The organism is Aliarcobacter faecis (assembly GCF_013201705.1).
Classification (GTDB): domain Bacteria; phylum Campylobacterota; class Campylobacteria; order Campylobacterales; family Arcobacteraceae; genus Aliarcobacter; species Aliarcobacter faecis.
Window position 1 is genome coordinate 1,861,815 of sequence record NZ_CP053837.1, and the last position, 24,523, is coordinate 1,886,337.

General features: G+C 27.1%; 21 protein-coding genes. 17 read left to right on the plus strand and 4 right to left on the minus strand.

Features of this window, described 5'->3' with window-relative positions:
- Nucleotide 1: 1 nt before the first annotated feature.
- The 6 genes from AFAEC_RS09370 to AFAEC_RS09395 all read left to right on the plus strand — a co-directional run bounded on the left by AFAEC_RS09370 (nucleotide 2) and on the right by AFAEC_RS09395 (nucleotide 4,351).
- A complete protein-coding gene (locus tag AFAEC_RS09370) occupies nucleotides 2–487 on the plus strand; it encodes a ferredoxin-type protein NapF (protein ID WP_026805190.1) in 486 nt (161 codons plus the stop codon).
- Nucleotides 484–1,449, plus strand: a complete 966-nt coding sequence (locus tag AFAEC_RS09375; RefSeq protein ID WP_026805189.1) for a hypothetical protein — start codon at nucleotides 484–486, stop codon at nucleotides 1,447–1,449. The genes AFAEC_RS09370 and AFAEC_RS09375 overlap by 4 nt, the downstream gene beginning before the upstream one ends.
- A 4-nt stretch (nucleotides 1,450–1,453) precedes the next feature.
- Nucleotides 1,454–1,840: a chaperone NapD gene (locus AFAEC_RS09380; protein ID WP_026805188.1), complete on the plus strand. Its 387-nt coding sequence runs from the start codon at nucleotides 1,454–1,456 to the stop codon at nucleotides 1,838–1,840.
- A 1-nt stretch (nucleotide 1,841) separates the two neighbouring features.
- Nucleotides 1,842–2,285 carry a PAS domain-containing protein gene (locus tag AFAEC_RS09385; protein ID WP_026805187.1) on the plus strand — a complete coding sequence of 148 codons (444 nt, stop codon included), beginning with the start codon at nucleotides 1,842–1,844 and terminating at the stop codon, nucleotides 2,283–2,285.
- Nucleotides 2,286–2,348: 63 nt separating this feature from the next.
- Entirely contained in the window at nucleotides 2,349–3,968 is a 1,620-nt protein-coding gene (locus tag AFAEC_RS09390; RefSeq protein ID WP_026805186.1) for an EAL domain-containing protein, read from the plus strand.
- Nucleotides 3,965–4,351, plus strand: a complete 387-nt coding sequence (locus AFAEC_RS09395; protein WP_026805185.1) for a hypothetical protein — start codon at nucleotides 3,965–3,967, stop codon at nucleotides 4,349–4,351. Before AFAEC_RS09390 ends, AFAEC_RS09395 begins: the two co-directional genes overlap by 4 nt.
- 280 nt (nucleotides 4,352–4,631) lie before the next feature.
- Here AFAEC_RS09395 and serS read toward each other — a convergent pair whose 3' ends face one another.
- The gene (serS, locus tag AFAEC_RS09400) at nucleotides 4,632–5,873 is read right to left on the minus strand and encodes a serine--tRNA ligase (protein WP_026805184.1); all 1,242 of its coding nucleotides are present in this window, start codon (nucleotides 5,871–5,873) and stop codon (nucleotides 4,632–4,634) included.
- Nucleotides 5,874–6,028: 155 nt separating this feature from the next.
- On the opposite strand from serS, the gene AFAEC_RS09405 reads away from it, so the two are divergent.
- The 5 genes from AFAEC_RS09405 to AFAEC_RS09425 all read left to right on the plus strand — a co-directional run bounded on the left by AFAEC_RS09405 (nucleotide 6,029) and on the right by AFAEC_RS09425 (nucleotide 13,205).
- Nucleotides 6,029–8,026: a TonB-dependent receptor domain-containing protein gene (locus tag AFAEC_RS09405; RefSeq protein WP_026805183.1), complete on the plus strand. Its 1,998-nt coding sequence runs from the start codon at nucleotides 6,029–6,031 to the stop codon at nucleotides 8,024–8,026.
- A 323-nt stretch (nucleotides 8,027–8,349) separates the two neighbouring features.
- The gene (locus AFAEC_RS09410) at nucleotides 8,350–9,327 is read left to right on the plus strand and encodes an efflux RND transporter periplasmic adaptor subunit (RefSeq protein WP_026805182.1); all 978 of its coding nucleotides are present in this window, start codon (nucleotides 8,350–8,352) and stop codon (nucleotides 9,325–9,327) included.
- Between the two features lies 1 nt (nucleotide 9,328).
- On the plus strand, nucleotides 9,329–11,029 hold the full coding sequence (locus AFAEC_RS09415) for an ATP-binding cassette domain-containing protein (RefSeq protein ID WP_026805181.1): 1,701 nt from the start codon (nucleotides 9,329–9,331) through the stop codon (nucleotides 11,027–11,029).
- Nucleotides 11,026–12,114 carry an ABC transporter permease gene (locus tag AFAEC_RS09420; protein ID WP_026805180.1) on the plus strand — a complete coding sequence of 363 codons (1,089 nt, stop codon included), beginning with the start codon at nucleotides 11,026–11,028 and terminating at the stop codon, nucleotides 12,112–12,114. Before AFAEC_RS09415 ends, AFAEC_RS09420 begins: the two co-directional genes overlap by 4 nt.
- Nucleotides 12,114–13,205, plus strand: a complete 1,092-nt coding sequence (locus tag AFAEC_RS09425) for an ABC transporter permease (protein WP_026805179.1) — start codon at nucleotides 12,114–12,116, stop codon at nucleotides 13,203–13,205. The genes AFAEC_RS09420 and AFAEC_RS09425 overlap by 1 nt, the downstream gene beginning before the upstream one ends.
- 8 nt (nucleotides 13,206–13,213) lie before the next feature.
- Here the strand turns inward: AFAEC_RS09425 and AFAEC_RS09430 are convergent, their stop codons facing one another.
- The 3 genes from AFAEC_RS09430 to AFAEC_RS09440 all read right to left on the minus strand — a co-directional run bounded on the left by AFAEC_RS09430 (nucleotide 13,214) and on the right by AFAEC_RS09440 (nucleotide 15,667).
- Nucleotides 13,214–14,275: a cation diffusion facilitator family transporter gene (locus AFAEC_RS09430; protein ID WP_026805178.1), complete on the minus strand. Its 1,062-nt coding sequence runs from the start codon at nucleotides 14,273–14,275 to the stop codon at nucleotides 13,214–13,216.
- Nucleotides 14,276–14,285: 10 nt separating this feature from the next.
- Nucleotides 14,286–14,585: a metal/formaldehyde-sensitive transcriptional repressor gene (locus AFAEC_RS09435; protein ID WP_026805177.1), complete on the minus strand. Its 300-nt coding sequence runs from the start codon at nucleotides 14,583–14,585 to the stop codon at nucleotides 14,286–14,288.
- 110 nt (nucleotides 14,586–14,695) lie between these two features.
- On the minus strand, nucleotides 14,696–15,667 hold the full coding sequence (locus AFAEC_RS09440) for a helix-turn-helix domain-containing protein (RefSeq protein WP_026805176.1): 972 nt from the start codon (nucleotides 15,665–15,667) through the stop codon (nucleotides 14,696–14,698).
- A 111-nt stretch (nucleotides 15,668–15,778) separates the two neighbouring features.
- Between AFAEC_RS09440 and AFAEC_RS09445 the strand changes: the two genes are divergently transcribed.
- The 6 genes from AFAEC_RS09445 to AFAEC_RS09470 all read left to right on the plus strand — a co-directional run bounded on the left by AFAEC_RS09445 (nucleotide 15,779) and on the right by AFAEC_RS09470 (nucleotide 24,424).
- Nucleotides 15,779–17,863, plus strand: a complete 2,085-nt coding sequence (locus AFAEC_RS09445; RefSeq protein ID WP_026805175.1) for a TonB-dependent receptor — start codon at nucleotides 15,779–15,781, stop codon at nucleotides 17,861–17,863.
- A gap of 90 nt (nucleotides 17,864–17,953) precedes the next feature.
- Nucleotides 17,954–19,738: an ABC transporter ATP-binding protein gene (locus AFAEC_RS09450; protein ID WP_026805174.1), complete on the plus strand. Its 1,785-nt coding sequence runs from the start codon at nucleotides 17,954–17,956 to the stop codon at nucleotides 19,736–19,738.
- Entirely contained in the window at nucleotides 19,731–21,512 is a 1,782-nt protein-coding gene (locus AFAEC_RS09455) for an ABC transporter ATP-binding protein (protein WP_026805173.1), read from the plus strand. Before AFAEC_RS09450 ends, AFAEC_RS09455 begins: the two co-directional genes overlap by 8 nt.
- On the plus strand, nucleotides 21,509–22,729 hold the full coding sequence (locus tag AFAEC_RS09460) for an MFS transporter (protein WP_026805172.1): 1,221 nt from the start codon (nucleotides 21,509–21,511) through the stop codon (nucleotides 22,727–22,729). The genes AFAEC_RS09455 and AFAEC_RS09460 overlap by 4 nt, the downstream gene beginning before the upstream one ends.
- Nucleotides 22,716–23,891 carry an MFS transporter gene (locus AFAEC_RS09465; protein ID WP_026805171.1) on the plus strand — a complete coding sequence of 392 codons (1,176 nt, stop codon included), beginning with the start codon at nucleotides 22,716–22,718 and terminating at the stop codon, nucleotides 23,889–23,891. The genes AFAEC_RS09460 and AFAEC_RS09465 overlap by 14 nt, the downstream gene beginning before the upstream one ends.
- Nucleotides 23,885–24,424, plus strand: a complete 540-nt coding sequence (locus AFAEC_RS09470) for a manganese efflux pump MntP (protein WP_026805170.1) — start codon at nucleotides 23,885–23,887, stop codon at nucleotides 24,422–24,424. Before AFAEC_RS09465 ends, AFAEC_RS09470 begins: the two co-directional genes overlap by 7 nt.
- Nucleotides 24,425–24,523: the final 99 nt, after the last annotated feature.

Here is a 24,523-nt window from a genome sequence, read left to right on the forward strand (position 1 = left end):
AATGCAAAGAAGAGAGCTTTTTAGCTCTCTTGCAAAACCTTTTAAAACAAAAGAAAAGCAAGAAACAGCTATAAGACCACCCTATTTTAAAGATATTAATCTTTTTTTGACAAACTGTATAGAGTGTAAAACTAAAGATTGTGAAAAAGTTTGTGAAGAGAGTATTATAAAAATTCTCAATGATGGTACACCAATACTTGATTTTTCAAATTCAGGTTGTACATATTGTAATTTATGTGCAGAAGCTTGTAAAAATAAGGTTTTAGATATAGAGTATAAAAAGCAAATTGAAGCTAAAATAGATATTGATGTATTATCTTGTCTATCTTGGCAAAGTACAATGTGTTTTTCCTGTAAAGACCCTTGTTTAGATGATGCCATAAATTTTTTAGGGATGTTTCGTCCAAGTATAAATACAAATTGTACATCTTGTGGATTTTGTATAAAAGTTTGTCCAACAAATGCAATAAAGGTAAGTAGTTTATGAAATTTTTAAAATATATTTTATTTTTTGTTTTTATTTTAAATCTATATTCAAATGATATAAAAGAGTTAAATCCTAAATTCTCTTTAAAAGCTAGTGGTGGAGTTACAAACTTAGTTTTAAAGGAGAATCTTCTTCTAGCTTCAACAACTGCTAGTAGTGTTGATATTTTTGATATAGAGAAAAAAGAGTTAATAAAAAAGATTGAAATAGAGAAAATCAAAGATTTTACAAATCAAGCAATTGATAGTAAGGTTTATAGTACAGATATAATAGATAATAAAATTCTAATTTTATCTCAAGGTCAAAGTGGAGGAAGAGATATTTTTATCTATGAAAATGAAAAATTAGAAAATATCATAAGCCATAAAGATAGACTTTTTATAGCTTATGCAAAGTTTTTAGATAGCCAAAATATAATCTATGCACTTTTATCGAATCAAATTTATATATATAATATAAAAGAGAAGAGAATTTTAAATGAGTTACAAATTTCTCAATCCTCTTTTTCTCACTTTGTTTTAAATGAAAAGAAAGATACTCTTTTTGTTGCAGATGAGAGTGGAATAATTTCACAAATTGATATTAAAACCTTTAAAAAAACAAAAACTTTTAAAGGACAAAATGTTGATAGAGTTTTTCAAGTTGATGTAAAAAAAGATAGATTACTAACAGCTGGACAAGATAGAAGGGTTGCTATTTACAATTTTGGTTTTTCTAAACCTTACTATTTAAGTACAAATTTTTTAATATATACAGGAGCTTTAAGTCCTAGCTCAAACAAAGCAGCTTTCTGTTTTGATGAACAAAATAGTGTTGCTGTCTTTGATACAAATTCAAAAGAGATTTTATATAAACTTATAAACAATAAAGCAATTTTGACAAATATTTTATTCTTAAATGAAGATGAACTTTTTGTCGCAAGTGATGACGAACATATAAACTTTTATAATTTAAAGGAGTAAAAAAATGAATATTTCAAGTATAGTTGTACAAACTCTACCAAAGTATCTTGATAGTGTTATAGAAAATCTAAAAAAATCTGGTGTTTGTGATTATCATATGCATGATGAAAAAGGAAGAATAATTATTACTATTGAAGGTGAAAATGTAGAAGAGGAGCTAAAAAAACTAAAAGTTATTGAAGCAATTCCATACATTGGTAGTGCAGATATGCAGATGAGTTATAGCGAAGAGGAGTTAGCTAGCCACATGCAAGTATTAGAAAATTCTGATGCTGTTCCAAAAGTTTTAAATGATAAAGATGTAAGAGTTGAAGATATTGTTTATCATGGTGATTTAAAAAGAAAAGATTTAATAGGTTTCGCAAAACAGTTTGATGAAACAGGAAAATAATATGCAATTTAATAGTGGTAATTTTTTAATAGAGACTATTGTACCAATAGATGAACTTATAGTTTCAAGAACCGATTTAAAAGGAATAATTACTTATGCAAATGAAACTTTTGCAGAAATTTCAGGTTATAGTATTGATGAACTTATAGGAAAATCACATAATATTGTAAGACATCCTGATATGCCAAAATCTATTTTCAAAGAGCTTTGGGAAGATTTACAAACAAAAGGGAAATGGAGTGGTTTTGTAAAAAATCTTAGAAAAGATAGTGGATTTTATTGGGTTTATGCTGAAATCTCAGGTGTTTTAAAAGATGGGAAAATTGTAGAGTATAAATCAATTAGAACACCAATATCTTTTGAAGAAAAAAAGAAATTTCAGCTTTTTTATGATGAGTTAAAAATTAAAAATAATGAAAAAATAAGGAAAGTTAGCTATGAATAACAACCTAAGACTAAGCTTTTGATGATATAATATCCGAATTTTAAAAATAAAATAAGGAAAAAAATGTCTAATCTTATTAAATCAGAAAATCTTCTTAAACTAATTACAGAAAATCTTCCTGATTTATTATGGATTAAAGATTTAAATAGAAATTATATCTATGCAAATGATGCTACTTGCAAAATGTTTTTAAATGCTCTTCCAGAAGATGCTATTGGGAAAAATGACCTATATTTTGTACAAAAAGAGAGAGATAGATTTTCAAATAGTCCAAATTGGCATACTTTTGGAGAAAATTGTCAAGAATCTGATTTAGAAGTTTTAGAAAAGCTTGAAGCAATTACAGTAAAAGAGTGTGGAACAATAAGAGGTGTTTTAAGACACTTTGAAATAAACAAAGCCCCTTTTTATAATGAAGAAGGTAAAGTAATCGGGATTATTGGGATTGCTAGAGATATAACTTCTCAAGCAATTTTAGAAGAAGAAAACTACAAATTAACATATTATGATTTACTTACAAAATTACCAAATAGACAAAAAATACTTTTAGATATTTTAAAAACCAATCCAAAAGCTTGTATGATTTTTAATATAGATGGATTTAGAGAGGTAAATGACTTTTTTGGAATTTATAATGCAGATAAAATTCTTCAAGAAGTAGCTAATAGATTTTTTTCAAATAGATTAAAAGCTTATAGAGTTGGTGGAGATGAATTTGCAATTACTTATTATGATAATTTTTCTTATGATGAATTAAAAGAAAAAGCTTTCCAAATTTTATCTATACTTGAAAATGAAGAGTATTTAATAGAAGATAAAACTATATCTTTAGGTTTTTCTGTTGGAATAGCAAAAGCAAGTAATAGACTTCTTTCAAAAGCTGATATTGCTGTAAGTATGGCAAAAAATTCACATGAAACAGTATTTATTTATAATGAAGATGAGAAGATTGAAGAGAAATATAAAGATAATATAAATATGGCTTATGAGATAAAAAAAGCTCTTGCAGAAGATAGAATTATCTGTTTTTATCAACCAATTGTGAATGTAAATGATAGTGAAATCTTAGCTTATGAAACTCTTGTAAGACTAAAAGACTCAAATGGAAATATAATTTCCCCTTTTAAATTCTTAAATTTCTCAAAAAAGATAAAGTTATATCATAAAATCTCACAAAGAGTTATTTTAAATGCCTGTAATACTTTTAAAAGAAAAAGAGATTTTTTCTCTATAAATTTATCTATTGATGATATAAAAAATAAAGAGACAGTTGATTTTATAATTAAAACTTTAAAAAAAACAAGAACTGCTTCAAGAGTTACTTTTGAAATTTTAGAATCAGAAGGAATTGAAAACTATGATGAAGTTTTAGATTTTATAAATAAAGTAAAACTTATTGGAGCAAAAATAGCAATAGATGATTTTGGAAGTGGATATTCAAATTTTGAACACCTTTTAAAATTAAATGTTGATTATATAAAAATTGATGGCTCTTTAATAAAAAATATAACTTCAAATGAAAAACAAAAAATTATTATTGAGACAATCTCAAGCTTTGCAAAAAAGATAGGAATAAAAACTGTTGCTGAATTTGTTGAAACTCAAGAGATTTTTAACCACTTAAAAGAGTTAGAAATAGATTTTGCACAAGGTTATTATATAGGTAAACCTAAACAGTTATGACAAAATTAATAGGTATTATTTTTTTACTCTTCTCTTTTTTTTCTAACTCTTACTCTGATGATATTTATAAAGCCTTTGCAGTTGCAATATATGATGAAAATAAAATGGGTGAGAATATTCAGCATAAAACAACTACTCAAAATGATTATAATGGTATTTGTTATGTAAAGATAGCGATTTTTGGGAAAATATCAAATAACTCAAAAATTGAAGTAAATATAGGAAACTCTATAGGGAACTTTCAAGAAAAAATCCCTATAACAAATAATAAAAATATTGTGATAGGTTATGAATATAGTTTTAAATTCTATACTGTAACAAAGGGTCATATTGAAGTAAAAGTAGATAATAAACTTTATGATTCTAAAGTTTTTGTAAAATAATTTTTACTAAATTCCAAATTTTATTTATAAACATAGCAATAAAATAGCATTTTTTAAGTTTCAAAATTGTATTATTTCAACGATCAAGAGATTTTACCTTTTACACTTATCTCTCCTTAGTAAAAAATGTTTCATTTTTTGGGTAAAATCTCTGTCAAAAAGGTCGTTCTCTCCAATTGGGTTTTATATTGTATTTTTTTTAATATTTTTTTAATAAAACTCAATAAAAAAAGGGAAAGTTTAAAACTTTCCCTTTTTTTTATATCTCTAAAATTTTATTTTATTTTAAATATGGTTTTAATACCTCTGGAATAGTAACACTTCCATCTTCATTTTGATAATTTTCCATAATAGCTAACAGTGTTCTTCCAACAGCTAAACTAGAACCATTTAAAGTATGAACAAAAATATTTTTCTTATCATCTTTATATCTTATTTTTGCTCTTCTTGCTTGAAAATCTCTTGTATTTGAAATAGATGAAATCTCTCTATACTTATTTTGACCTGGTAACCAAACCTCTAAATCTATTGTAACTGCTGCACTAAATCCTAAATCTCCTGTACAAAGTTGTACTTTTTGATGACAAAGCCCTAAAGAGCTTAATAAATCACTAGCAGTTTGAACCATCTTTTCAAATACCTCATCAGATTGTTCAGCAGATGTAATAGCAACCATTTCAACCTTATCAAACTGGTGTTGTCTTATAAGTCCTCTTGTATCTCGCCCTGCACTTCCTGCTTCTTTTCTAAAACAAGGTGTATATGATGTAAGAAGTAAAGGTAGCTCATTTTTAGATAAAATCTCATCATTATAAAGATTTGTAAGACTAACTTCTGCTGTTGGAATAAGATATAAATCTTCACCCTCTATTTTAAATAAATCATCAGCAAATTTTGGAAGTTGCCCTGTTCCTAAAAGTGAATTTGAGTTTGCCATAAATGGTACATACCACTCATTAAATCCTCTTTCTCTATTAAAATCAAGCATATAATTTATTAAAGCTCTCTCTAATCTTGCTCCATCGCCTTTAAGTGCTGTAAATCTTGATTTTGCAAGCTTTACTCCTCTTTCAAAATCTAGCCAATCACAAGATAAATCCCAATGCTCTTTAGGAGTAAAAGAGAAAGTTGGTTTAGTACCAACTACTTCCAAAACTACATTTTCATTCTCATCAGCTCCAAAAGGAACACCCTCATCTGGTAGATTTGGAACTCCTAAAACAATATTTGAAAGTTGCTCTTCTAGGTTTCTAACCTCATCTTCAAATTCTTGTTTTTTAGTTTTTAAACTATTAATTTTTTCTTGAAGCTCACTAGTATCAAGATTCTCTTTTTTATATCTAGGAAACTCTTTAGTTAACAAATTTTGTTCAGCTGTTACTTCTTCCATAATTTGTCTTTTTTGTTTTGTTGTTAAAGCTAAAGTTTTAAGATTTTCTAAAACTTCATTTGAAACTCCTTTTTTTTGTAAAGAAAGGCTAGTTTTTTCAAACTCATTTTGTAGTAATTTTATATCTATCATATTAACTCTTTATATAATTTTTGGCGATTATATCCAAAAAACAAACCATTTAGGCTGAAATAAATCTCTACAATTAATATGCAACTAAGTTGCATTTTATTAGAATTCATTTTTGCAACTTAGTTGCAATAATTATATATTATAAAAGGAACATAATGAAAACAAATAATATTAAGCTTATAAAACTATCTTTAATATTAGCCCCATCTTTAATATTTGCTCAAACAATTACTCTTGATGAAATTAGTGTAAAAGAGAAAAAAGAGACAAATACAAATACAGTAAATATTGATTTACAAAAAGTAGAACAACACCAAGAAAACTCTCTTACAGAGATGTTAAAAAACAACTCTTCAATAGAGATTGGTGGTGGTGCAAAAAATGCACAAAGGATATATTTAAGAGGTATTGAAAGCTCAAACCTAAATATTTCACTCGATGGAGCAAAGCAAGGGAAAAATATGTTTCAACATAGAGGAAATGAATTAGGGGTTAGTCCTGAATTACTAAAAGTTGTAGATATCAAAACATCTACTGACGCTTCAAAGAGTGGAGCTTTGGGTGGAAGTATAAATATGACTACAAAAGATGCACAAGATTTTGTTAAAAATGGAAAAAATCATGGGACAGTTTTTAAAGCTGGTTATAATACAAATGCTGAACAAAAACTAGGAAATGCAACTGCATATTCAGTTTTTAATGAAAATTTAGGAGCATATGTAAGTATTGGTGGAGTAAATAGTGAGAATTACGAAAATGGAGCAGGAGATAAAGTTTTAGCAACTGGATATAAAGATAGAGATTATCTATTTAAACTAAGTTTATTAGATACAAAAAACAATGATTTAAGAGCAACTATTAGTCAAAATGAAAACAATGGAATATATCAGTGGGGACAAGCTGGAAGTGATGTTGGATTAAATACTGACCCATCAAAACTTGAAAAGATAGTAATGACAACAACAAACTATGCTTTAAATCACAACTACAATCCAAATGATTTACTAAACTTAGAAACAAATCTAAACTTTAGTGAAGTAAAAATTGATAGAAAAACACAAAATAAAGATTATAAAAATGATACTTTTGGTTTAAAAGTACAAAATCATTTTGATTTTGATGTATCTTCTTGGGAAAACAAAATTTCTCTTGGAGTTGATTATTCAAAAGAATATGGAAAAGGAAGTTTTGACCCACATAATTTGGATAAAGCAATTACAAAATATTCCGATGTAAACTCAAAAAATCAGGCTATATTTTTACAAGGTAGAACAAAAATTTCTGATTTAGGGATTGATTATGGATTAAGATTTGATGATTACAGTTTTGAAACTGGATTTGGAAAAGCAACAGGAGATACATTTTCACCAAATATCGGACTTGATTATGCTATCACAGATAACTCTTTAATTTATGCAAACTACGGACAAGCAAGTAGAATGGGTGGAATTATACCATTTACTTGGATGACAAATATCAAAAAAGATACACAATATTCATCAAAACTTGATCCTGAAAAATCAAAAAGATATGAAGCTGGATACAAATATGAAAAAAGAGATACATTATTAAATGATGATTATTTAAGTTTCAATGCAAATGTATTTAAAACTAAAATTAAAGATGTAATAATAGCAAAAGCTACAAATGGTGGAAGTGGAGAAGGTGGAAGAACTTTGGTTGATATTTTCAATGCTTCAAATGAGTTTGAATCAAAAGGTTATGAATTGAAATTATCTTATGCTTATGATATTTTTCAAACTGCTTTAGGATTTACAAAAGTTAAAACAAATACTATAAATGATGATTCTGGTATTGTACCTGGAGTTGATGAGTCTATAACTCTAAGAAGAATTGGAGCTTATGATAGTGATAAATTTGTTTGGAATGTTGGAATTGAACCTATGAAAAACTTAGTTTTTGATTATACTTTAAATGCTGTTGGTGGAATAGATAATCCTGTTGTAAGAGGTGGTTATACAACACATGATGTTAATATGAAATATGATATAAATTCTGATTGGACTATATTTTTAGCTGTTAATAACTTAACAAATAAAGATTATGGAAAACATACAACTTTAGATAGAAATGGCGAATATAGACACGAAATGGGAAGAGATTATAGATTTGCTCTAAAATATGAGTTTTAATTTATTATAAATAAGGTCTAACCTTATTTATAAACTCTAAATCTACCATTTAAACTAAAAAATTGTATAGTTCAATCTTAAACAAATGAGTACAAGTTTAGGTTTTAACAAAGACTTGGCTTAAAAAATCACACAAATAAAAGTATTGAAGATATTAGTAAGTATAATAATTGTATAGTTCAATCTTAAACAAATGAGTACAAGTTTAGGTTTTAACAAAGACTTGGCTTAAAAAATCACACAAATAAAAGTATTGAAGATATTAGTAAGTATAATAAAAGAACATATATCTTATATTTTAAACTCATTTTTGAAGGATTAATATGAAAAAGAAAATAATTATAACCTTAGCCATTTTAATATTTGTTTTAATATCATGGAAAATATATAATGAGTTCTTTATAAATAAAGAAAGTCAAACAAAATATTATGGAAACATTGATAAAAGAACTGTAAAATTGGGCTTTAGATTTACAGGTAAAATAGAAGATATAAAAAAAGATGAAGGGCAAAATGTATCAAAAGATGAAATTTTAGTAACTTTAGAAAATCAAAATTTAAAAGAGCAATTAAAAGAACTTGAGGCAAAGTTAGAGTCTTCAAATTTTGAATTACAAAAGTTAAAAACTGGTTTTAGAAAGGAAGAGATTTCTCAAGCAAAAGCCAATTTTGAAGAAGCAAAAATGAGTCTAGCAAAAACAACTGATACATATACAAGACAAAAAGAGTTATATAAAACAAAATCTGTTTCAGAACAAAGTTTTATACTTTCTGAACTCAGTTATAAACAATCCTTTGCTACTTTAGAAAAAGCAAAAGCTAATTATGAACTACTAAAAAATGGTTATAGAATTGAAGATGTACAAATACAAGAATCAAATATCAAAGTTTTAGAAGCACAAATAGAGAAACTAAAAGTTGATTTAAAAGATACAATAATTACCTCTCCTGTTAATGGTACAATTCTTTCAAGATATAAAGAAATTGGTTCAATTACAAATCCAAGTGAAACTGTTTTAGAAATAGCAAAAAGTGATGAATTATGGGTTAGAGCCTATATTGATGAGAAGAGATTAGGAGATATAAAAACTGGACTTGAAATATTGGTTTTTAGTGATTCAAGAAAAGAGCCATATAATGGATATATTTCTTTCATTTCACCTATAGCTGAGTTCACTCCAAAAAATATAGAGACTCAAGAGTTAAGAGCAGATTTGGTTTATAGTTTTAGAGTGATTATAAAAAACTTTGATGATAAACTAAAACAAGGAATGCCTGTAACTTTAGAAGTAGCAAAATAAAATGCAAATAATAAAAGCTTTAAAACTTGAAAAAAACTTTATCAATAATAAAGCTATAAAAAGTATAGATTTTTCAATCTCTAGTGGGAAAATCACAGGTCTTGTAGGACCTGATGGAGCAGGAAAAACTACCCTTATTAGAATGCTTACAGGTTTATTAAAACCTAGCTTTGGAAAACTTGAAGTTTTGGGTTATCAAATGCCAAACACAACAAGTGAATTTTTACAACAAATAGGATATATGCCACAAAAATTTGGTTTATATGAAGATTTAAGTATCTATGAAAACCTTAGTCTTTATGGAAATTTACAAGGTGTTGAGAACTTACAAGAGAGAATAGATGAACTTTTGGAATTTACTTCACTAAAACCTTTTAAAGATAGATTAACAGGAAAGCTCTCTGGCGGAATGAAACAAAAAGTTGGACTTGCTTGTGCTTTGATAAAAAAGCCAAAACTTCTTTTACTTGATGAACCAGGTGTTGGAGTTGATCCTATTTCTAGAATAGATTTATGGAAAATGGTACAAGAGTTATTAAAAGATGATATTGCAGTAGTTTGGAGCACCTCTTATCTTGATGAAGCTGATATGTGTGATGAAGTTATCTTACTAAATGAAGGAGATTGTCTATATCAAGGAACTCCAAAAGAGTTTAGACAAAATATGAAGAATAGAGTTTTTTTAGTAAGTGGAGAGTTTTATAAAAAAAGAGATGCTCTTACAAAAATATTGGAACAAAAAGAGGTATTAGATGCCGTTTTAGTTGGTGCAAAAATAAGAGTAAATCTTCTTAAAAATGAGTTTTTACCAAAAGAGATTATCCAAACTTTAGGAAATAGTATAAAAATAGAAGAGGTTGAACCAATATTTGAAGACTCTTTTGTTGATATTTTAAATGTAAAAACAAAACCCTACTCAAAACTTGTGGAGAATATGAAATTTCAGGAAAAATCAGAGAAAAAGTTAATCGAAGCAAAAAATTTAACTAAAAAGTTTGGTGATTTTATAGCAACAGACAATATAGATTTTGAGATAGGAAATGGTGAAATATTTGGATTTTTAGGACCAAATGGTGCTGGGAAATCTACAACTTTTAAGATGCTTTGTGGACTTTTAACTCCAACTTTTGGAACAGCAAAAGTTTTGGGCGAAGATTTATATAAATCAAAATCAACTATACGAACTTCTATTGGATATATGGCTCAAAAGTTCTCATTATATGGAAATTTATCAATAAAAGATAATTTAGAGTTTTTTGCAGGAGTTTATGGAATAGAAAAAGAGTTACGAGATAAAAAAATAAAAGAGATTATAGAGATATTTGATTTTAAAAACTATCTAAAAATGAATGCACAAATTTTACCTCTTGGTATAAAACAAAGACTTGCCCTAGCTTGTTCAGTAATTCACGAACCAAAAGTTCTATTTTTAGATGAACCAACCTCTGGAGTTGATCCAATAACTAGAAAAGAGTTTTGGACACACATAAATAGTTTGGTAAAAAAAGGAGTTTCTATTATGGTAACTACTCACTTTATGGATGAAGCTGAATATTGTGACAAAATAATGCTAATTTATAAGGGTAAAAATATAGCAAGTGGAACTCCAGACGAGTTAAAAGCACTTGTAGGGGAGAATGCCTCAATGCAAGATGCATTTATAACTTTAGTTACAAAATATGATAAAGAAGATATAAAATGAATTTTAGAAGATTAAAAAGCCTTCTATTAAAAGAGACTTTACAAATTTTTAGAGATCCAAGTTCAATTCTAATAGCATTTATTTTACCTTTAATTTTACTTTTTTTAATGGGTTATGCTGTTAGTCTTGATGCAAATAAAATCCCCATATCAATAGTTTCAAAAAGTGAAAATCAAGCTTCAAATACTTTAATAAACTCTTTTGTTGTTTCAAAATATTTTGATGTAAATTTAAGTAAAAATAAAGATTTTGAAATAGAAGCTATGCAAAAAGGAGAGATAAAAGCCATTTTAAGTATAGAGAATGATTTTGGAATTGATGAAAAATATAATATCCAAGTAATTACAGATGGAACAGAGCCAAATAGTGCAGGACTTATACAAAATTATGCAAATGGAGTAGTAAAACTTTGGGCAAAAAAGAATAATATTGTACAAGATGATGCTATAAAAGTAGTTTCAAGATATTGGTTTAATCCACCAATTTTAAGTAGATATTTTTTAATCCCTGGTTCAATCGCTATTGTGATGACTTTAATTGGTATTTTATTAACAGCTTTAATTGTTGCTAGAGAGTGGGAAAGAGGAACTATGGAAGCTATTATGGCAACTCCAGCAACAATTTCTGAAATTATTTTAGGGAAAATTATCCCCTATTTTGCTCTTGGAATGCTCTCTATGCTTTTATGTTTTGTTGTAGCATATTTTTGGTATGAGATACCATTTATTGGAAGCTTTTTTATGCTTATAGTTATAAGTTCAATATATTTAATCTCCTCTTTGATGATAGGATTAACTATTTCAACTTTAGCTAAAAACCAATTTGTAGCAGCTCAAATCTCTCTAATTGCAGGGTTTTTACCCTCTTTTTTACTTTCTGGTTTTCTATTTGAAATAGATAATATGCCTCAATGGTTACAAATTGTTACTTTGATTGTCCCTGCTAGATATTTTGTTGAGTCCCTACAAACAATATTTTTAGTGGGAAATATCTATGAAATATTTATCGTAGATATCTTTGCTATGCTTGTTGTAAGTACGATATTTTTTATTATAGTTCTTAAAAAACTTAAAAAGGATTTATAGTGTTCAAAAGATTATTAGCTCTAATAAAAAAAGAGTTTTTATCTATAAAAAATGATAAAAAAAGCTTAATTGTCGTTGTAATTCCACCTATTTTTCAAGTTTTGATATTCTCTTTTGCTGCAACTTTAGAAGTTAAAAATATAGATTTAATAATCTTAAATCAAGATAGTAGCAAAACTAGTCAAGAGCTAGTTCGAAATTTTGAAGGTTCAACTAGAATAAAATCTCTTACTTTTGTGAAAAGTTATGAAGAGGGAAAAGAGCTAATCAATACTCAAAAAGCTATCGCATTTATAGTTATCCCCAATGATTTTGTAAAAAATCTTCAACAACAAAATGCAAATATTCAACTAATTTTAGACGGAAGAAAATCAAATACAGCTCAAGTGGTAGAGGGTTATATAAATCAAATTATCCTAAACTACTTTAAAAAAGAGGAGCATTTTTCTAAAATTAATATCATTCCACGAACTTTTTATAACCCAAATTTAGATAATTTTTGGTGGATAATTCCAAGTCTATTTGGCTCAATTACTATGGTTGTTGCTATGCTTTTAACATCTTTATCAATAGCAAGAGAACGAGAGCTAGGTACTTTTGAACAGATTTTAGTATCTCCTCTAAACTCATTTGAAATACTTTTAGGAAAACTCTTACCAGCACTATTTATAAGTATTTTAGAATCAACACTTATACTATTTTTTGCTATTTTTATTTTTGGTATTCCTTTTAATGGCTCTTTTGGACTTTTGTATCTAAGTGTTTTTGTATTTTTATTTTCTATGTCGGGAGTTGGACTTTTTATCTCTGCTATTTCAAAAACCCAACAACAAGCTATTTTAGGAAGTTTTGTAGTATTACTTCCATCTTTTATGCTTTCAGGTTTTGCAACTCCTATTTCAAATATGCCAAGTTGGTTGCAACCATTTACAGATTTTATTCCTTTAAAATATTATTTGGAGTTAATAAAAGGGATATTTCTAAAAGATATTAGTTTTAGTATAGCTTTTACAAGTTTAGTTCCAATGTTTTTACTTGGTGTTGTATCTTTAGCTATTACTATCCTCTTTTTTAATAATAAAAGAGGATAGTTACAATCCTACCACTCAAACTGAAAAGTTGTATGAACTATTTTAAATTTCTCTTTTAAATTATGATTTATTCGATTTAAAATCTCTTCATAATTTTGTAAATCTTTTTTGTCTATTTTTACATGAGCTGTCATATTATACATATCTTGAGTAATCTCCCAAATATGAATATCATGTAACTCTAAAACTTTTTCATTTTTTTCAATATATTCTTGAACCTCTTTTACATCAACAGGTGAGCTTTCAAGTAGAGTATTTGTAGAGTTTTTAAGTATATCTATAGCCCATTTTAAAATTACAAGAGAGACTAAAACTGCTAAAATAATATCTATAAAATACCAAGAAGTATAGTAAATTACAATATAACCTACAATAATTGCAACCGAAGATAAAGCATCACTTAACATATGAATAAATGCTGATTTTAAATTTATATTATCTTTATCCCCTTGCATTAAAATAATACCTGTAATAATATTTACAATAAGCCCAATTATTGCAACAATCATTGCCATTTTTATATCAATAACTTGAGGATTTAAAAATCTTTCAACTGCTTCATAAACTATCCAAATTATTGATAAAATAATAGTTATTCCATTTATAAAAGCAGCTAAAACTTCAATTCTATAATAGCCAAAAGTTTTAGAAATCGGTGCAACCTTACTTGCTATTATTATTGCAACAAGTGAAACAATCAAAGCAAAAGAGTGTGTAAACATATGAATTGCATCTGAAATAAGAGCTAATGAGTTTGATAAAAATCCATAAAAGAACTCTACAAACATAGTTATCATTGTTATTGATAAAGCCCATTTTAAAACTTTTTTATCTGCACTTCTATGATCATGAGTATGTCCACATACTCCATGCTCATGACCACAACTAACGGTATGATTATGAGAGTGTATATGCTCTTCTTTTTTTGTACTAAATACAAATTTTTGCTTTGAAGAATTATTTACAAAATTATGTTTATGCTCTTTATCATAGTTGTGATGATGATTATCTTCTTTACCTTTACCTAAAAATGGTTTATGATCATTTAATCCAAAATTACAATTTGCCATTTTATCCCCTTTATTTTCCATATACTTTTATAATCTCTAAAAGATTATCTATTTGTGCTTCTGCATCAGCAGAACTTCCATTTTTAATATTTTCTATCATATGCCCTTTTGCAAAGTGTTCTATGTATGAGTTTATCATTCCATTTACTGCACCTTTAATTGCTGTTAATTGCCTAATAATCTCATAAGGGTCATCTTCTAATTTTAAGTTTTCATCATTAAATCTATTTTTTAGTGAATGAACTTGCCCATGAATTCTATTTATTCTATTTTGTAATTTTTTTCGTTCTACATCACAACAATATGCCATTCTTTTATCCTTTAAAATATTCAATATACTATATAGGGGTATAGTATAATAGAAAAGCTTAAAAAAAATTAACTTTTTATATTACAAGTGAAAATATTTAAATAAAAATTTTAAAAGTAATACTTTCTTGTTTTCATAACATCTTTTGGTAAAACTTTAAAAAATTGAAAAAAAGCATTAGTAAAGCTTTGTTGATACTTATATCCAACAAAGGTTGAAATCTCTTTAATAGAAAATTCACTAGTTTCTAAAAGTTGTTTTGCATGAATCATTTTATGTTCAAGTATCATATTTCCTGGAGTTGTATTAAATATTTTTTTAAATCCAAATTTTAGTTTAAACTCATTTAATGCAACTTTTCTAGCTAAAGTTGCCAAATCAGGGAAATCATGAGTTAAAAGAATAATGTCTCTTGCTTTATATAAAGAGTCTATATCCTCTTTTGATAATTTAACTTTTTCACAACTACATTTATCTACACAAAAACATCTATTTATATCATTAAGTTCATTATAAATTATCTCTAAAACTTTACTTTGAATATAAATATTATGTAAATTACCATTATGAAAAGGTGAATAAAACAGCTCCTTTGCCAATTTTATATTTTTTGAATTTTCATTCTTAAATATAAAGTCTAAAGAAGATTTTATAAAATCTTCTTTTTTATAAGAAATAGCGTTCCAAATATTATCTTCTAAAAAATCATTTCTTATAACTATTCCTAAAGATCTTGCATGTTGATTTTTATCTAAGATTATTGTGCTATCACAATCACTTAAATATCTTATATAAGTATCATTTTTTTTAAAGCTGGCTGTTTTTTTAAGAATATTATCTTTATATTTAATTTTTCCATCTATACAAAGATTTATTGTAAGACCTTCTATTTTTGAGATTTGAGAAATAGCTATATTTTCATTTGATAAAGTCTGTGTTTTAAAAAGTAAAATATCATTAGTTATTATCTCTTTTTCACAAATTATTTGTCCAATATTTTTTGGAAAAATAATAGAACAATCTTTTCTAGAAGATAAATTCATAAACTCATTTAGATTATCCATAGTGAAGTTATAAGACATTTAAAACCTTAATCATAAAAAATAATACTTATATATTAAATTTTTACTTGAAGTTGATATTAGTTATTATTATAATATGTACTTATTTAAATATAGATAAAAGGAAAAAAAGTGTTAAAAAATAAAATTTTTGTCTCTTTATTTGTAAGTTCATTACTTATTGCAAATGAAAACCAAACAATTAAACTTGATGATATAACAGTAAGTGCAAATAAAATGGAAGAAAATATTCAAGATGTTCCTCAAAGTATTACTGTGATTACTCAAGAAGATATAGAGCAAAAAGGAATTAAAAATATCTCTGATATAGCAAAAGAAGTTCCAAATATGAATTTATTAAATGCCACAAATGGAGCTATGGTTTCATTTAGAGGATTAAATACTTCTGTGTTTACAAATAATAATCCAGTTGTTATTTATGTAGATGGAGTTCCATATTATGATAGATATGATTATAATCCTAGCTTAGCAGATGTAGAACAAATAGAAGTTCTAAGAGGACCACAAGGAACACTTTATGGGAAAGATGCAATAGGAGCTGTTGTAAATATAGTTACAAAAGCCCCTAAAAATGAGTGGCATGGAACACTTGGAGCAGAGTATGGAAATGACAATACTTTAAATACAAAACTAAATACAAGTGGAGCAATAATAGATAATAAACTATTTGCTGGAATAAATGGCTCTTTTAATCATACTGATGGTTGGATAGAAAATCACTATCCAGGTATGAATAAACATGCCAATGAAAAAAATGATAGAAAAACAAGTGGATTTTTATTATATAAACCAACAGATAACCTATCTGCAAAACTAACAGTTGCAGATAACTATCAAAAAAAATATTTTATGGATGGATTTAGTTCAGACCCAAGTCTTGATATAAATAGTTTAAAACGAAAAGATGCCAAAAATGCAAACTTTGATATACCTGCTTGGGATAAAACAAAGGTAAAATCACAAGCTTTAAATCTATCTTATGAACTTGAAAAAATAAAAATTGATTCAACAACAACTCATAAAAAAACAGACTATGATTCAGAATTTGATACAGATAATAGAGCAAATACTGCAAGTGATGGATTAAAACAATTTAATTATACAGAACTTGATACTTACTCTCAAGAACTTAAGATTTCAAGTAAAAATCAAGATATAAAATGGGTAACTGGACTATATTTTGATAAAGAAGATAGAAAACAAGGTCCTTATGGTGCAGAACAACTCTATTTTGGAGCTGTTTATATAGGAGATGCTTATTCAGATTCAAATAGTAAAACACAAGCTATTTTTGGACAAACTATGATTCCATTAGGAGAAAATTTTGAATTAACTTTAGGTGGAAGATACCAAAAAATCAAAAAAGAGATAGATGTAATAGCTAAATCAAGCTGGGCAGGTATGCCAATGCCTGATGTACCATATAATGCTGAAAAAACTTGGAATACTTTTTTACCCAAAGCTGCTCTTTCATATAAAATCAATGATAACTTAACAACTTATGTTTCAATTTCAAAAGGTTATATGCCAGGAGGATTTAACTATTATCCTTCAACTTCAAAAGAACAAGACAATACTTTTGAACCACAAAAATCAGTAAATTATGAAGTTGGAACAAAATATATAGGAGATGATTTTTCTTTAAATACAAGTATTTTTAGAATGAATATAGAAGATATTCATGTTTATAAACAGCTTATGGGAGGAACTGTATTTGCTACTAGTAATGCTAAAAAAGCTCATTCTCAAGGTATAGAAGTTGATGGTACATACTTTTTAACTGATAATTTAACTATTTTTGGAGCAGTTGGATTAATCCAAGCAAAATATGACGATTATGATAATGGAACTAGAAAATATGATGGAGAAAAGATAGAAAATACTCCTTCTTACACAGCAAATTTAGGGATTTCATATTTAGCAAATAATGGAATCTATGGAAGATTAGATTTTAATGCAAAAGGGAAAACAAGTTATCTTGATGGAGCAAATAATGATAGATTAATTAGAGCAGATGGAGGAATAGTTTCAAATGCAAAAATTGGTTATAAATTCAAAGATTGGGATATTTATAGTTATATAAATAATATTACAAATGAAGATTATGTAACTTCATATATGTCAAAAGCTGGCTCTTCTTGGGTTGGATTTAATGATCCAAGACAGTTTGGAATTGGAGCAATTTATAAATTTTAATACTTATTAAATAAAAAATAATTCTTTTAAAGCAAAGTAGATAAATATCTACTTTACTTTCTATCTTAAAAATTTTATAGGAATTTTATCATGAAAAAAGAAAAACAAAAACGGGGACTTTGGGCTATTATATCACCTGTTAAATTTAAAATTCGAATAGCTATGTTAATGTCAAGCATTGGAGCAATAAGTTTAATTTTAAGCTTATTGCTTTTATCATTTGCATTAACTCATATTTTACTAAATACGCCTTTAGTTATATTTGGAGTTGAATTAGATTTGTTTAATACTATACTTTTATTAGCAACTTTAACTATCCTTGCCTTTTTAGCAAGATTGGGTAGTTTTATGGTCTCTCATTTAGGTGCTTTTCATTTAGAGCAAATATTACGAACAAAACTATCACAACATTTAGCAACTGTTCCTTTAGGATATATTATTTCAAATGGTTCAGGAGCTTTAAAAAAAGTAGTTCAAGATGATGTAAAAACTCTACATGCTTTTGTTGCAGATAGTACTCCTATGATTGCAAAAAGTATAATCGCACCAATTACTACTTTAATTATACTTTTAATTATTGATTATAGATTTGCTATTGCAACACTTAGTGTATTTATTCTAGGTTGGATTACTATGTCATTTGCCTTGAAAGATTCAAAAGTTTTAAGACAAAAGTATGAACAAAGCCAATCAGATATAAATAAGGCTGTTATTGAATTTGCACAAGCTATGCCTGTTGTAAGAACTTTTGATGATGGAACAACTTCATTTAAAAGATATAATGATGCTTTAATTGACTATAAAAACAATCTACATCATTGGATGAATGTAAGTGCTTTTAGTGCAAAACTTGGAATGATTATTCTAAGTCCGCTCCCTACTTTAATAGCTGTTCTAATCACAGGAATTATTCTTTTAAATTTTAATTCACTTGAACTATTTGCTTTTATTAGTGCTTTGTTTTTAAGTACAGGAATGGCAGATGCTATGATGCCACTTATGTGGATAAATAATCATATTAAAAAATCTCAAACTTCTGCACTTAAAATTCAAGAAGTTTTAGAAGTTAAATCTCTTGAAATATCAAAAGAGCCTAAAGATGTAAAAAACTTTGATATAGAGTTTGAAAATGTATCTTTTAAATATGACAATGTAGATAATTATACTTTAAAAGATATAAGTTTTAAAGTAAATCAAGGAAATGTAACAGCACTTGTTGGTCCTAGTGGTGCTGGGAAAAGTACTGTTGCTAAACTTATTCCTAGATTTTGGGATGTAACTAGTGGTGCTATAAAAATAGATGACATTAATATAAAAGAAATTTCTAGTGAAACTTTGATGAATACTGTTTCTTTTGTTTTTCAAGATACTTTTTTATTCCAAGATACAATTTATAACAATATCAAAATGGCAAATTTAAATGCAACAGATGAAGAGATTATAAATGCTGCAAAAGCAGCTCAAATTCATGATTTTATTTTAAGTTTACCTAATGGTTATGAAACAATGGCTGGGGATAGAGGGGCAAATCTTTCTGGTGGACAAAAACAAAGAATTACAATTGCAAGAGCAATTTTAAGAAATACTCCAATCATTGTACTTGATGAAGCAACAGCTTTTGCAGATCCTGAAAATGAAGAAGAGATAGTAAAAGCTTTAGCAAATTTAACTGTAAATAAAACAGTAATTATGATAGCTCATCGTCTTTCTACTATCAAAGATTCTGATCAAATAATAGTATTTGATGAAGGAAAAATTTGTGAAATTGGAAAACATGAAGAACTTTTAAAAACAAAAAGTGTTTATAGTAATCTTTGGAGTAATTATGAAAAAGCTAGTTTATGGAATCTAGAAAAAGGAGTAGATAATGAATAAAGAAAAACACTCTTCATTTTGGGACTCTTATAAAATCACACTTGAAGTTGCAAAAGGAAAAGAGCATCTGATTAAAAAAAGCTATTTTTATTTTATTATCTCATTTGCCTTTCAAGGATTAGCTTTTGCATTTTTTTATCCTTTATTAAATACTATCTTTGCTGATAATTTCAATTTGAACGATGCCTTATTTTGGTTTGCTACTATTACAATTTTAAGTTTAGTTTCTTTTATCTTTAAGTGGAAAGCTAGTCATTTTAACTACTCTGGTGATTTAGTAGAGACTACTCATAACTTAAGAGTACGATTAGGTGAAAAAATAAAAACTATGCCTTTACAAAAACTCTATTCATATAGAACAGGTGAATTAAACTCCATATTAGCTAGTGATGTTGATTCTTCAGTTTTACATATGGGAATAATTGCAGGAATGTTTTTTGAAGTAGCAGTTGTACCAATAGTTATAATAGTTGCTACTTTTTTTATAGACCCAATACTTGCTCTTACACTTTTAATTGCAATTATTTTATCAATACCAATTTATAAATGGAGTAGAAAAGGTACAAAATGGGAGAAAAATGAAATAGCTAAAGCTAACTCTACACTTGAAGCTGATACAGTTGAATATATCCAAGGACTTCCTGTTTTAAGAGCTGTTAATCAAATAGGAAAAAATGCTCAACAACTTCAAAAATCAATTTCAAATGTAAGAAAAATTCAAAAACAAGGTCTATTTGGTTCATCTATTCCTATGGTTGTGATGAATACTTTAATTGAATTTTTGTTTTTAACTATTTTAGTAATCGGAACACTTTTTATTTTAAAAGGAGAATTAACAGTTGCTACACTATTGGCTCTTTTAGTTATTCTTTCAAGACTAAGTGAACCTTTTGCAAATTTTTTAGCAGTAGCAAGTGTATTTGACACAATGGAAGCTGGATTTAGAAATATTAAAAAATTACTTGATACAAAAGAGTTTGAAGTTATAAAACCAATACAAAAACCAAAAAATTTCAATATATCGTTTAATGATGTTTCATTTAACTACGATAGCAACAATCAAAAAGTCTTAGAAAATATCTCTTTAAATATCAAAGAGAACTCTTTAACAGCAATTGTAGGACCATCAGGAAGTGGAAAGACAACTATTACAAAACTTATAATGAGATATGATAACCCAATAAAAGGTAGTGTAAAAATAGGTGATGTAGATATAAAAAACATAGAACCACAAACTTTAATGAAAAATATCTCTGTTGTATTTCAAGATGTATATTTGTTTGATGATACTATTTTAAATAATATTCGTATGGGTAAACCAAATGCAAGTGATGAAGAAGTTTTAGAAGCTTCAAGAAAAGCTTATGCACATGAATTTATCTCAAGATTACCAAAAGGCTATGAGACAAAAGTTGGAGAAATTGGTGGAAGCTTAAGTGGAGGAGAGAGACAAAGAATAAGTATAGCAAGAGCCATACTAAAAGATTCTCCAATAGTAATATTAGATGAACCAACTAGTGCTTTAGATACACAAAGTGAAGTTGCAGTTCAAAGTGCTTTAGATGAACTAATCAAAGATAAAACTGTCATAGTAATAGCTCATAGACTCTCAACTATTTCTCATGCAAATAATATTTTGGTTATAGAAAATGGAAAATTAAAAGAGCAAGGAAGACACGAAAATTTAGTTTCATTAAAAGGTAAATACTACTCTATGTTTGAAGCTCAACAAAGAGTCAAAGAGTGGAATATAAACAATAAAGGAACTTTGTGAAAAAAAAATTAACTTGGTCACAAATGACTTTGTTGTTTAGTTTATATACTACTCAATTTTTAGGTTTAGGCTTCTTTATGGAAGCCTTTATTGGAATTTTAAGACAAAATGGAGTTTCTTTAGAAAATCTTGGCTTTATCTATATGATTGGACTTTTTTGGGTATTTAGATTTTTATGGGCACCTTTTATAGATAAAATATACTTTAAAAAGATGGGACATTATCGAGCTTGGATTATCATTTTTCAATCGTTAATGGTATTATCAATATTGACAATTTCTATTTTACATATAGATGAACATTTAACTGCCATTATTTTTTTAGTGATACTTTTTGCTTTTTTTGCAGCTTCTCAAAATATTGCTCTTGATGCCTTTGCATTTAAAATAACTTTCAAAAGAGAGCGTTCTATAATAAATGCTATTAAAACAGCTGGTGGACTTATTGGTATGGTTTTAGGTGGAGGAGTTGGACTTATACTCTATTCTAAAATTGGTTGGCACTTTACTATGTTTATTATGGCAATCGTTACAACAATATCTTTAATACAAATATTTTTTTATAGTGAATCAACGATGAAACATCAGCATTTTGTAGAAAAGATTGATTTTAAACAATTTTTTACTTTTTGGAAAACAAAAGAGATGAAACTTTGGTTTATTTTACTTTTTTTATACCCAGCTACTATTAGTTCAGCCTTTGGACTTACAACTCCACTTTTAGTTGATTTAGGTTGGGGCTTAGATAAAATAGGATTTGCAGTTCATATAGTTGGTTATGGAATAGGATTTCTAGCCTCTTTTGGTGCTTCTTATGTAATAAATAAATTTGGGAAAAAGAATATTCTAATCATTGCAGCTTTTGGACAGTTTATTGGAATATTAATGATGTTATTGTTATTTAAAAATCATAATAATGACTTTTTAGTAATGTTTGTAATAGGAGTTATATTTATGTTTTACACTCCTTCACAAGTTCTTATGACAACACTTATGATGGATTTATCCTCAAATAAAACTCCTGCTTCACAATTTGCTATTCAACATAGTATTTATATGTTTTCAGGAATATTATTTAGCTCACTATCAGTATCTATGTCAGGAATTCTAGGCTATGAAAAAATCATATTAATTTGTGCCTTAATAGGGCTTTTATCAATATATTTATCAACAAAAATAGAATATATAATAAAAAAGGGAAATTATGAAAGAGATTAAACCTTTAATGGTTATAACAATTTTATGTGTATCTTCAATGATGGCTTTTTTAGCTGTTGTTGGACCAATCATACGAAAATTAGGTTTACAAGAGTGGCATGCAGGAGTTATGGTCGCACTTGCTGGAATTGCTTGGATTTTATTATCAAGATTTTGGGGTAAAAAAAGTGATATTTATGGAAGAAAAAATATTTTACTCCTTGCAATTTTTGGCTTTTTTATCTCATATTTAATTTTAGCACTATTCGTAAATTATGCAGTAATTACTCCTCCTCTAGTTATTGTTTCACTTTTAGTTTTAATAGCAACTAGATTATTAATAGGAGTATTTTATTCAGCTGTTCCACCTGTAACAAATGCTTTAATTGCAGATAAAGTAAGTCCAGAAAAAAGAACTTCTTATATGGCAAGTATTGGGGCTTCAAATGGTTTAGGAATGATTTTAGGACCAATTGTTGGTGGAGCATTAGCTAGTTTTGGACTTGCTATTCCACTTTATGTTGCTGCTATTTTACCTTTAATTGCAGTATTTATGGTGGTTTTCTTTTTAGAAAAAGATAAAAAAATAGAAAGAACTAAAGATACTCCTTTACACTTTTTTGATAAAAGATTAAGACTTCCAATGATTGCTTCGTTTATTACTATGTTTAGTATTGTTACTTCTCAAGTGTGTTTAGGATTTTTTATCTTAGATAAATTTCAAATGAATGAAATAGATACTGCAAAAACTACTGGCTATATCTTAGCAATAATCGGAGTTGTATTTATAGCTACTCAAATTGTAGTTTCAAAACTAAAAAATGTAAAATCTATAACTTGGTTAATTTTAGGTTCAATTTTTGCAACAATAGGATATTTTTTAATAACTTTAATATCAACAAAAGTTGAATTAACTCTTGCTTTTTGTATAGGAACTATTGGTTTAGGTATGATAATGCCTGCATTTATGGCAATTACTGCAAATAGTGTAGAAGCAAATGAACAAGGTGTTGCAGCAGGAACAGTTTCATCTTCACAAGGTTTTGGAATAATTGTTGGACCTCTTTTAAGTACAGTTTTATACAAAATCTCTCCTGAGTCTCCTTTTTTGTTTGCAAGTTTTATTTTTGCTATTTTAGTTATAATTTCCGCCTTATATAAAAAAAGAGGAATTGTATGTTAGAAGTTTTAATTTTGGCATTTGCTCTATCTATGGATGCATTTGCCGTTTCTATCGGACTTGGAATAAAAAATAAACAAAGTATAAAAACTATGGCTCTAAAAGCAGGAATATTTTTTGGGATTTTTCAAGCTTTAATGCCATTTATTGGTTTTCTAGGTGGAATTGGATTAAGAGAGTATATTCAAGGATATGATAAAATCGTAGCATTTCTTTTACTTCTTGCAATTGGTGGGAAAATGTTATATGAAGCTTTTAATGAAAATATTGAAGAAGAGATAACTCAAGTAACAAATAAGATTTTATTAACTCTTGCTATTGCTACAAGTTTAGATGCAATGGCGGCTGGATATAGTTTACATCTTTTTAGTGTAAATATCTATTTATCACTATTTATTATAGGATTTACTACTTTTATTATAAGCTATATTGGTGTTTATGTAGGAAATCATGGTGGTGAAAAATATGAGAAAAAAGCTGAAATTTTAGGTGGAGTTGTTTTAATACTAATAGGATTTAAAATTTTACTTTTTTAAGATTTAACTCTAATTTTAAACTCTTATACAAACTTTGATACTCCTATTTATCATTTAAATTTATAAAAATGAAAAATATGATTAACTCTTGCTTTAGAT

Coding starts and splice junctions, on each gene's coding strand:
- AFAEC_RS09370 (WP_026805190.1), top strand. CDS start 2: ATGCAAAGAAGAGAGCTTTTTAGCTCTCTTGCAAAACCTTTTAAAACA.
- AFAEC_RS09375 (WP_026805189.1), top strand. CDS start 484: ATGAAATTTTTAAAATATATTTTATTTTTTGTTTTTATTTTAAATCTA.
- AFAEC_RS09380 (WP_026805188.1), top strand. CDS start 1,454: ATGAATATTTCAAGTATAGTTGTACAAACTCTACCAAAGTATCTTGAT.
- AFAEC_RS09385 (WP_026805187.1), top strand. CDS start 1,842: ATGCAATTTAATAGTGGTAATTTTTTAATAGAGACTATTGTACCAATA.
- AFAEC_RS09390 (WP_026805186.1), top strand. CDS start 2,349: ATGTCTAATCTTATTAAATCAGAAAATCTTCTTAAACTAATTACAGAA.
- AFAEC_RS09395 (WP_026805185.1), top strand. CDS start 3,965: ATGACAAAATTAATAGGTATTATTTTTTTACTCTTCTCTTTTTTTTCT.
- serS (WP_026805184.1), bottom strand. CDS start 5,873: ATGATAGATATAAAATTACTACAAAATGAGTTTGAAAAAACTAGCCTT.
- AFAEC_RS09405 (WP_026805183.1), top strand. CDS start 6,029: ATGAAAACAAATAATATTAAGCTTATAAAACTATCTTTAATATTAGCC.
- AFAEC_RS09410 (WP_026805182.1), top strand. CDS start 8,350: ATGAAAAAGAAAATAATTATAACCTTAGCCATTTTAATATTTGTTTTA.
- AFAEC_RS09415 (WP_026805181.1), top strand. CDS start 9,329: ATGCAAATAATAAAAGCTTTAAAACTTGAAAAAAACTTTATCAATAAT.
- AFAEC_RS09420 (WP_026805180.1), top strand. CDS start 11,026: ATGAATTTTAGAAGATTAAAAAGCCTTCTATTAAAAGAGACTTTACAA.
- AFAEC_RS09430 (WP_026805178.1), bottom strand. CDS start 14,275: ATGGCAAATTGTAATTTTGGATTAAATGATCATAAACCATTTTTAGGT.
- AFAEC_RS09435 (WP_026805177.1), bottom strand. CDS start 14,585: ATGGCATATTGTTGTGATGTAGAACGAAAAAAATTACAAAATAGAATA.
- AFAEC_RS09440 (WP_026805176.1), bottom strand. CDS start 15,667: ATGTCTTATAACTTCACTATGGATAATCTAAATGAGTTTATGAATTTA.
- AFAEC_RS09450 (WP_026805174.1), top strand. CDS start 17,954: ATGAAAAAAGAAAAACAAAAACGGGGACTTTGGGCTATTATATCACCT.
- AFAEC_RS09455 (WP_026805173.1), top strand. CDS start 19,731: ATGAATAAAGAAAAACACTCTTCATTTTGGGACTCTTATAAAATCACA.
- AFAEC_RS09465 (WP_026805171.1), top strand. CDS start 22,716: ATGAAAGAGATTAAACCTTTAATGGTTATAACAATTTTATGTGTATCT.
- AFAEC_RS09470 (WP_026805170.1), top strand. CDS start 23,885: ATGTTAGAAGTTTTAATTTTGGCATTTGCTCTATCTATGGATGCATTT.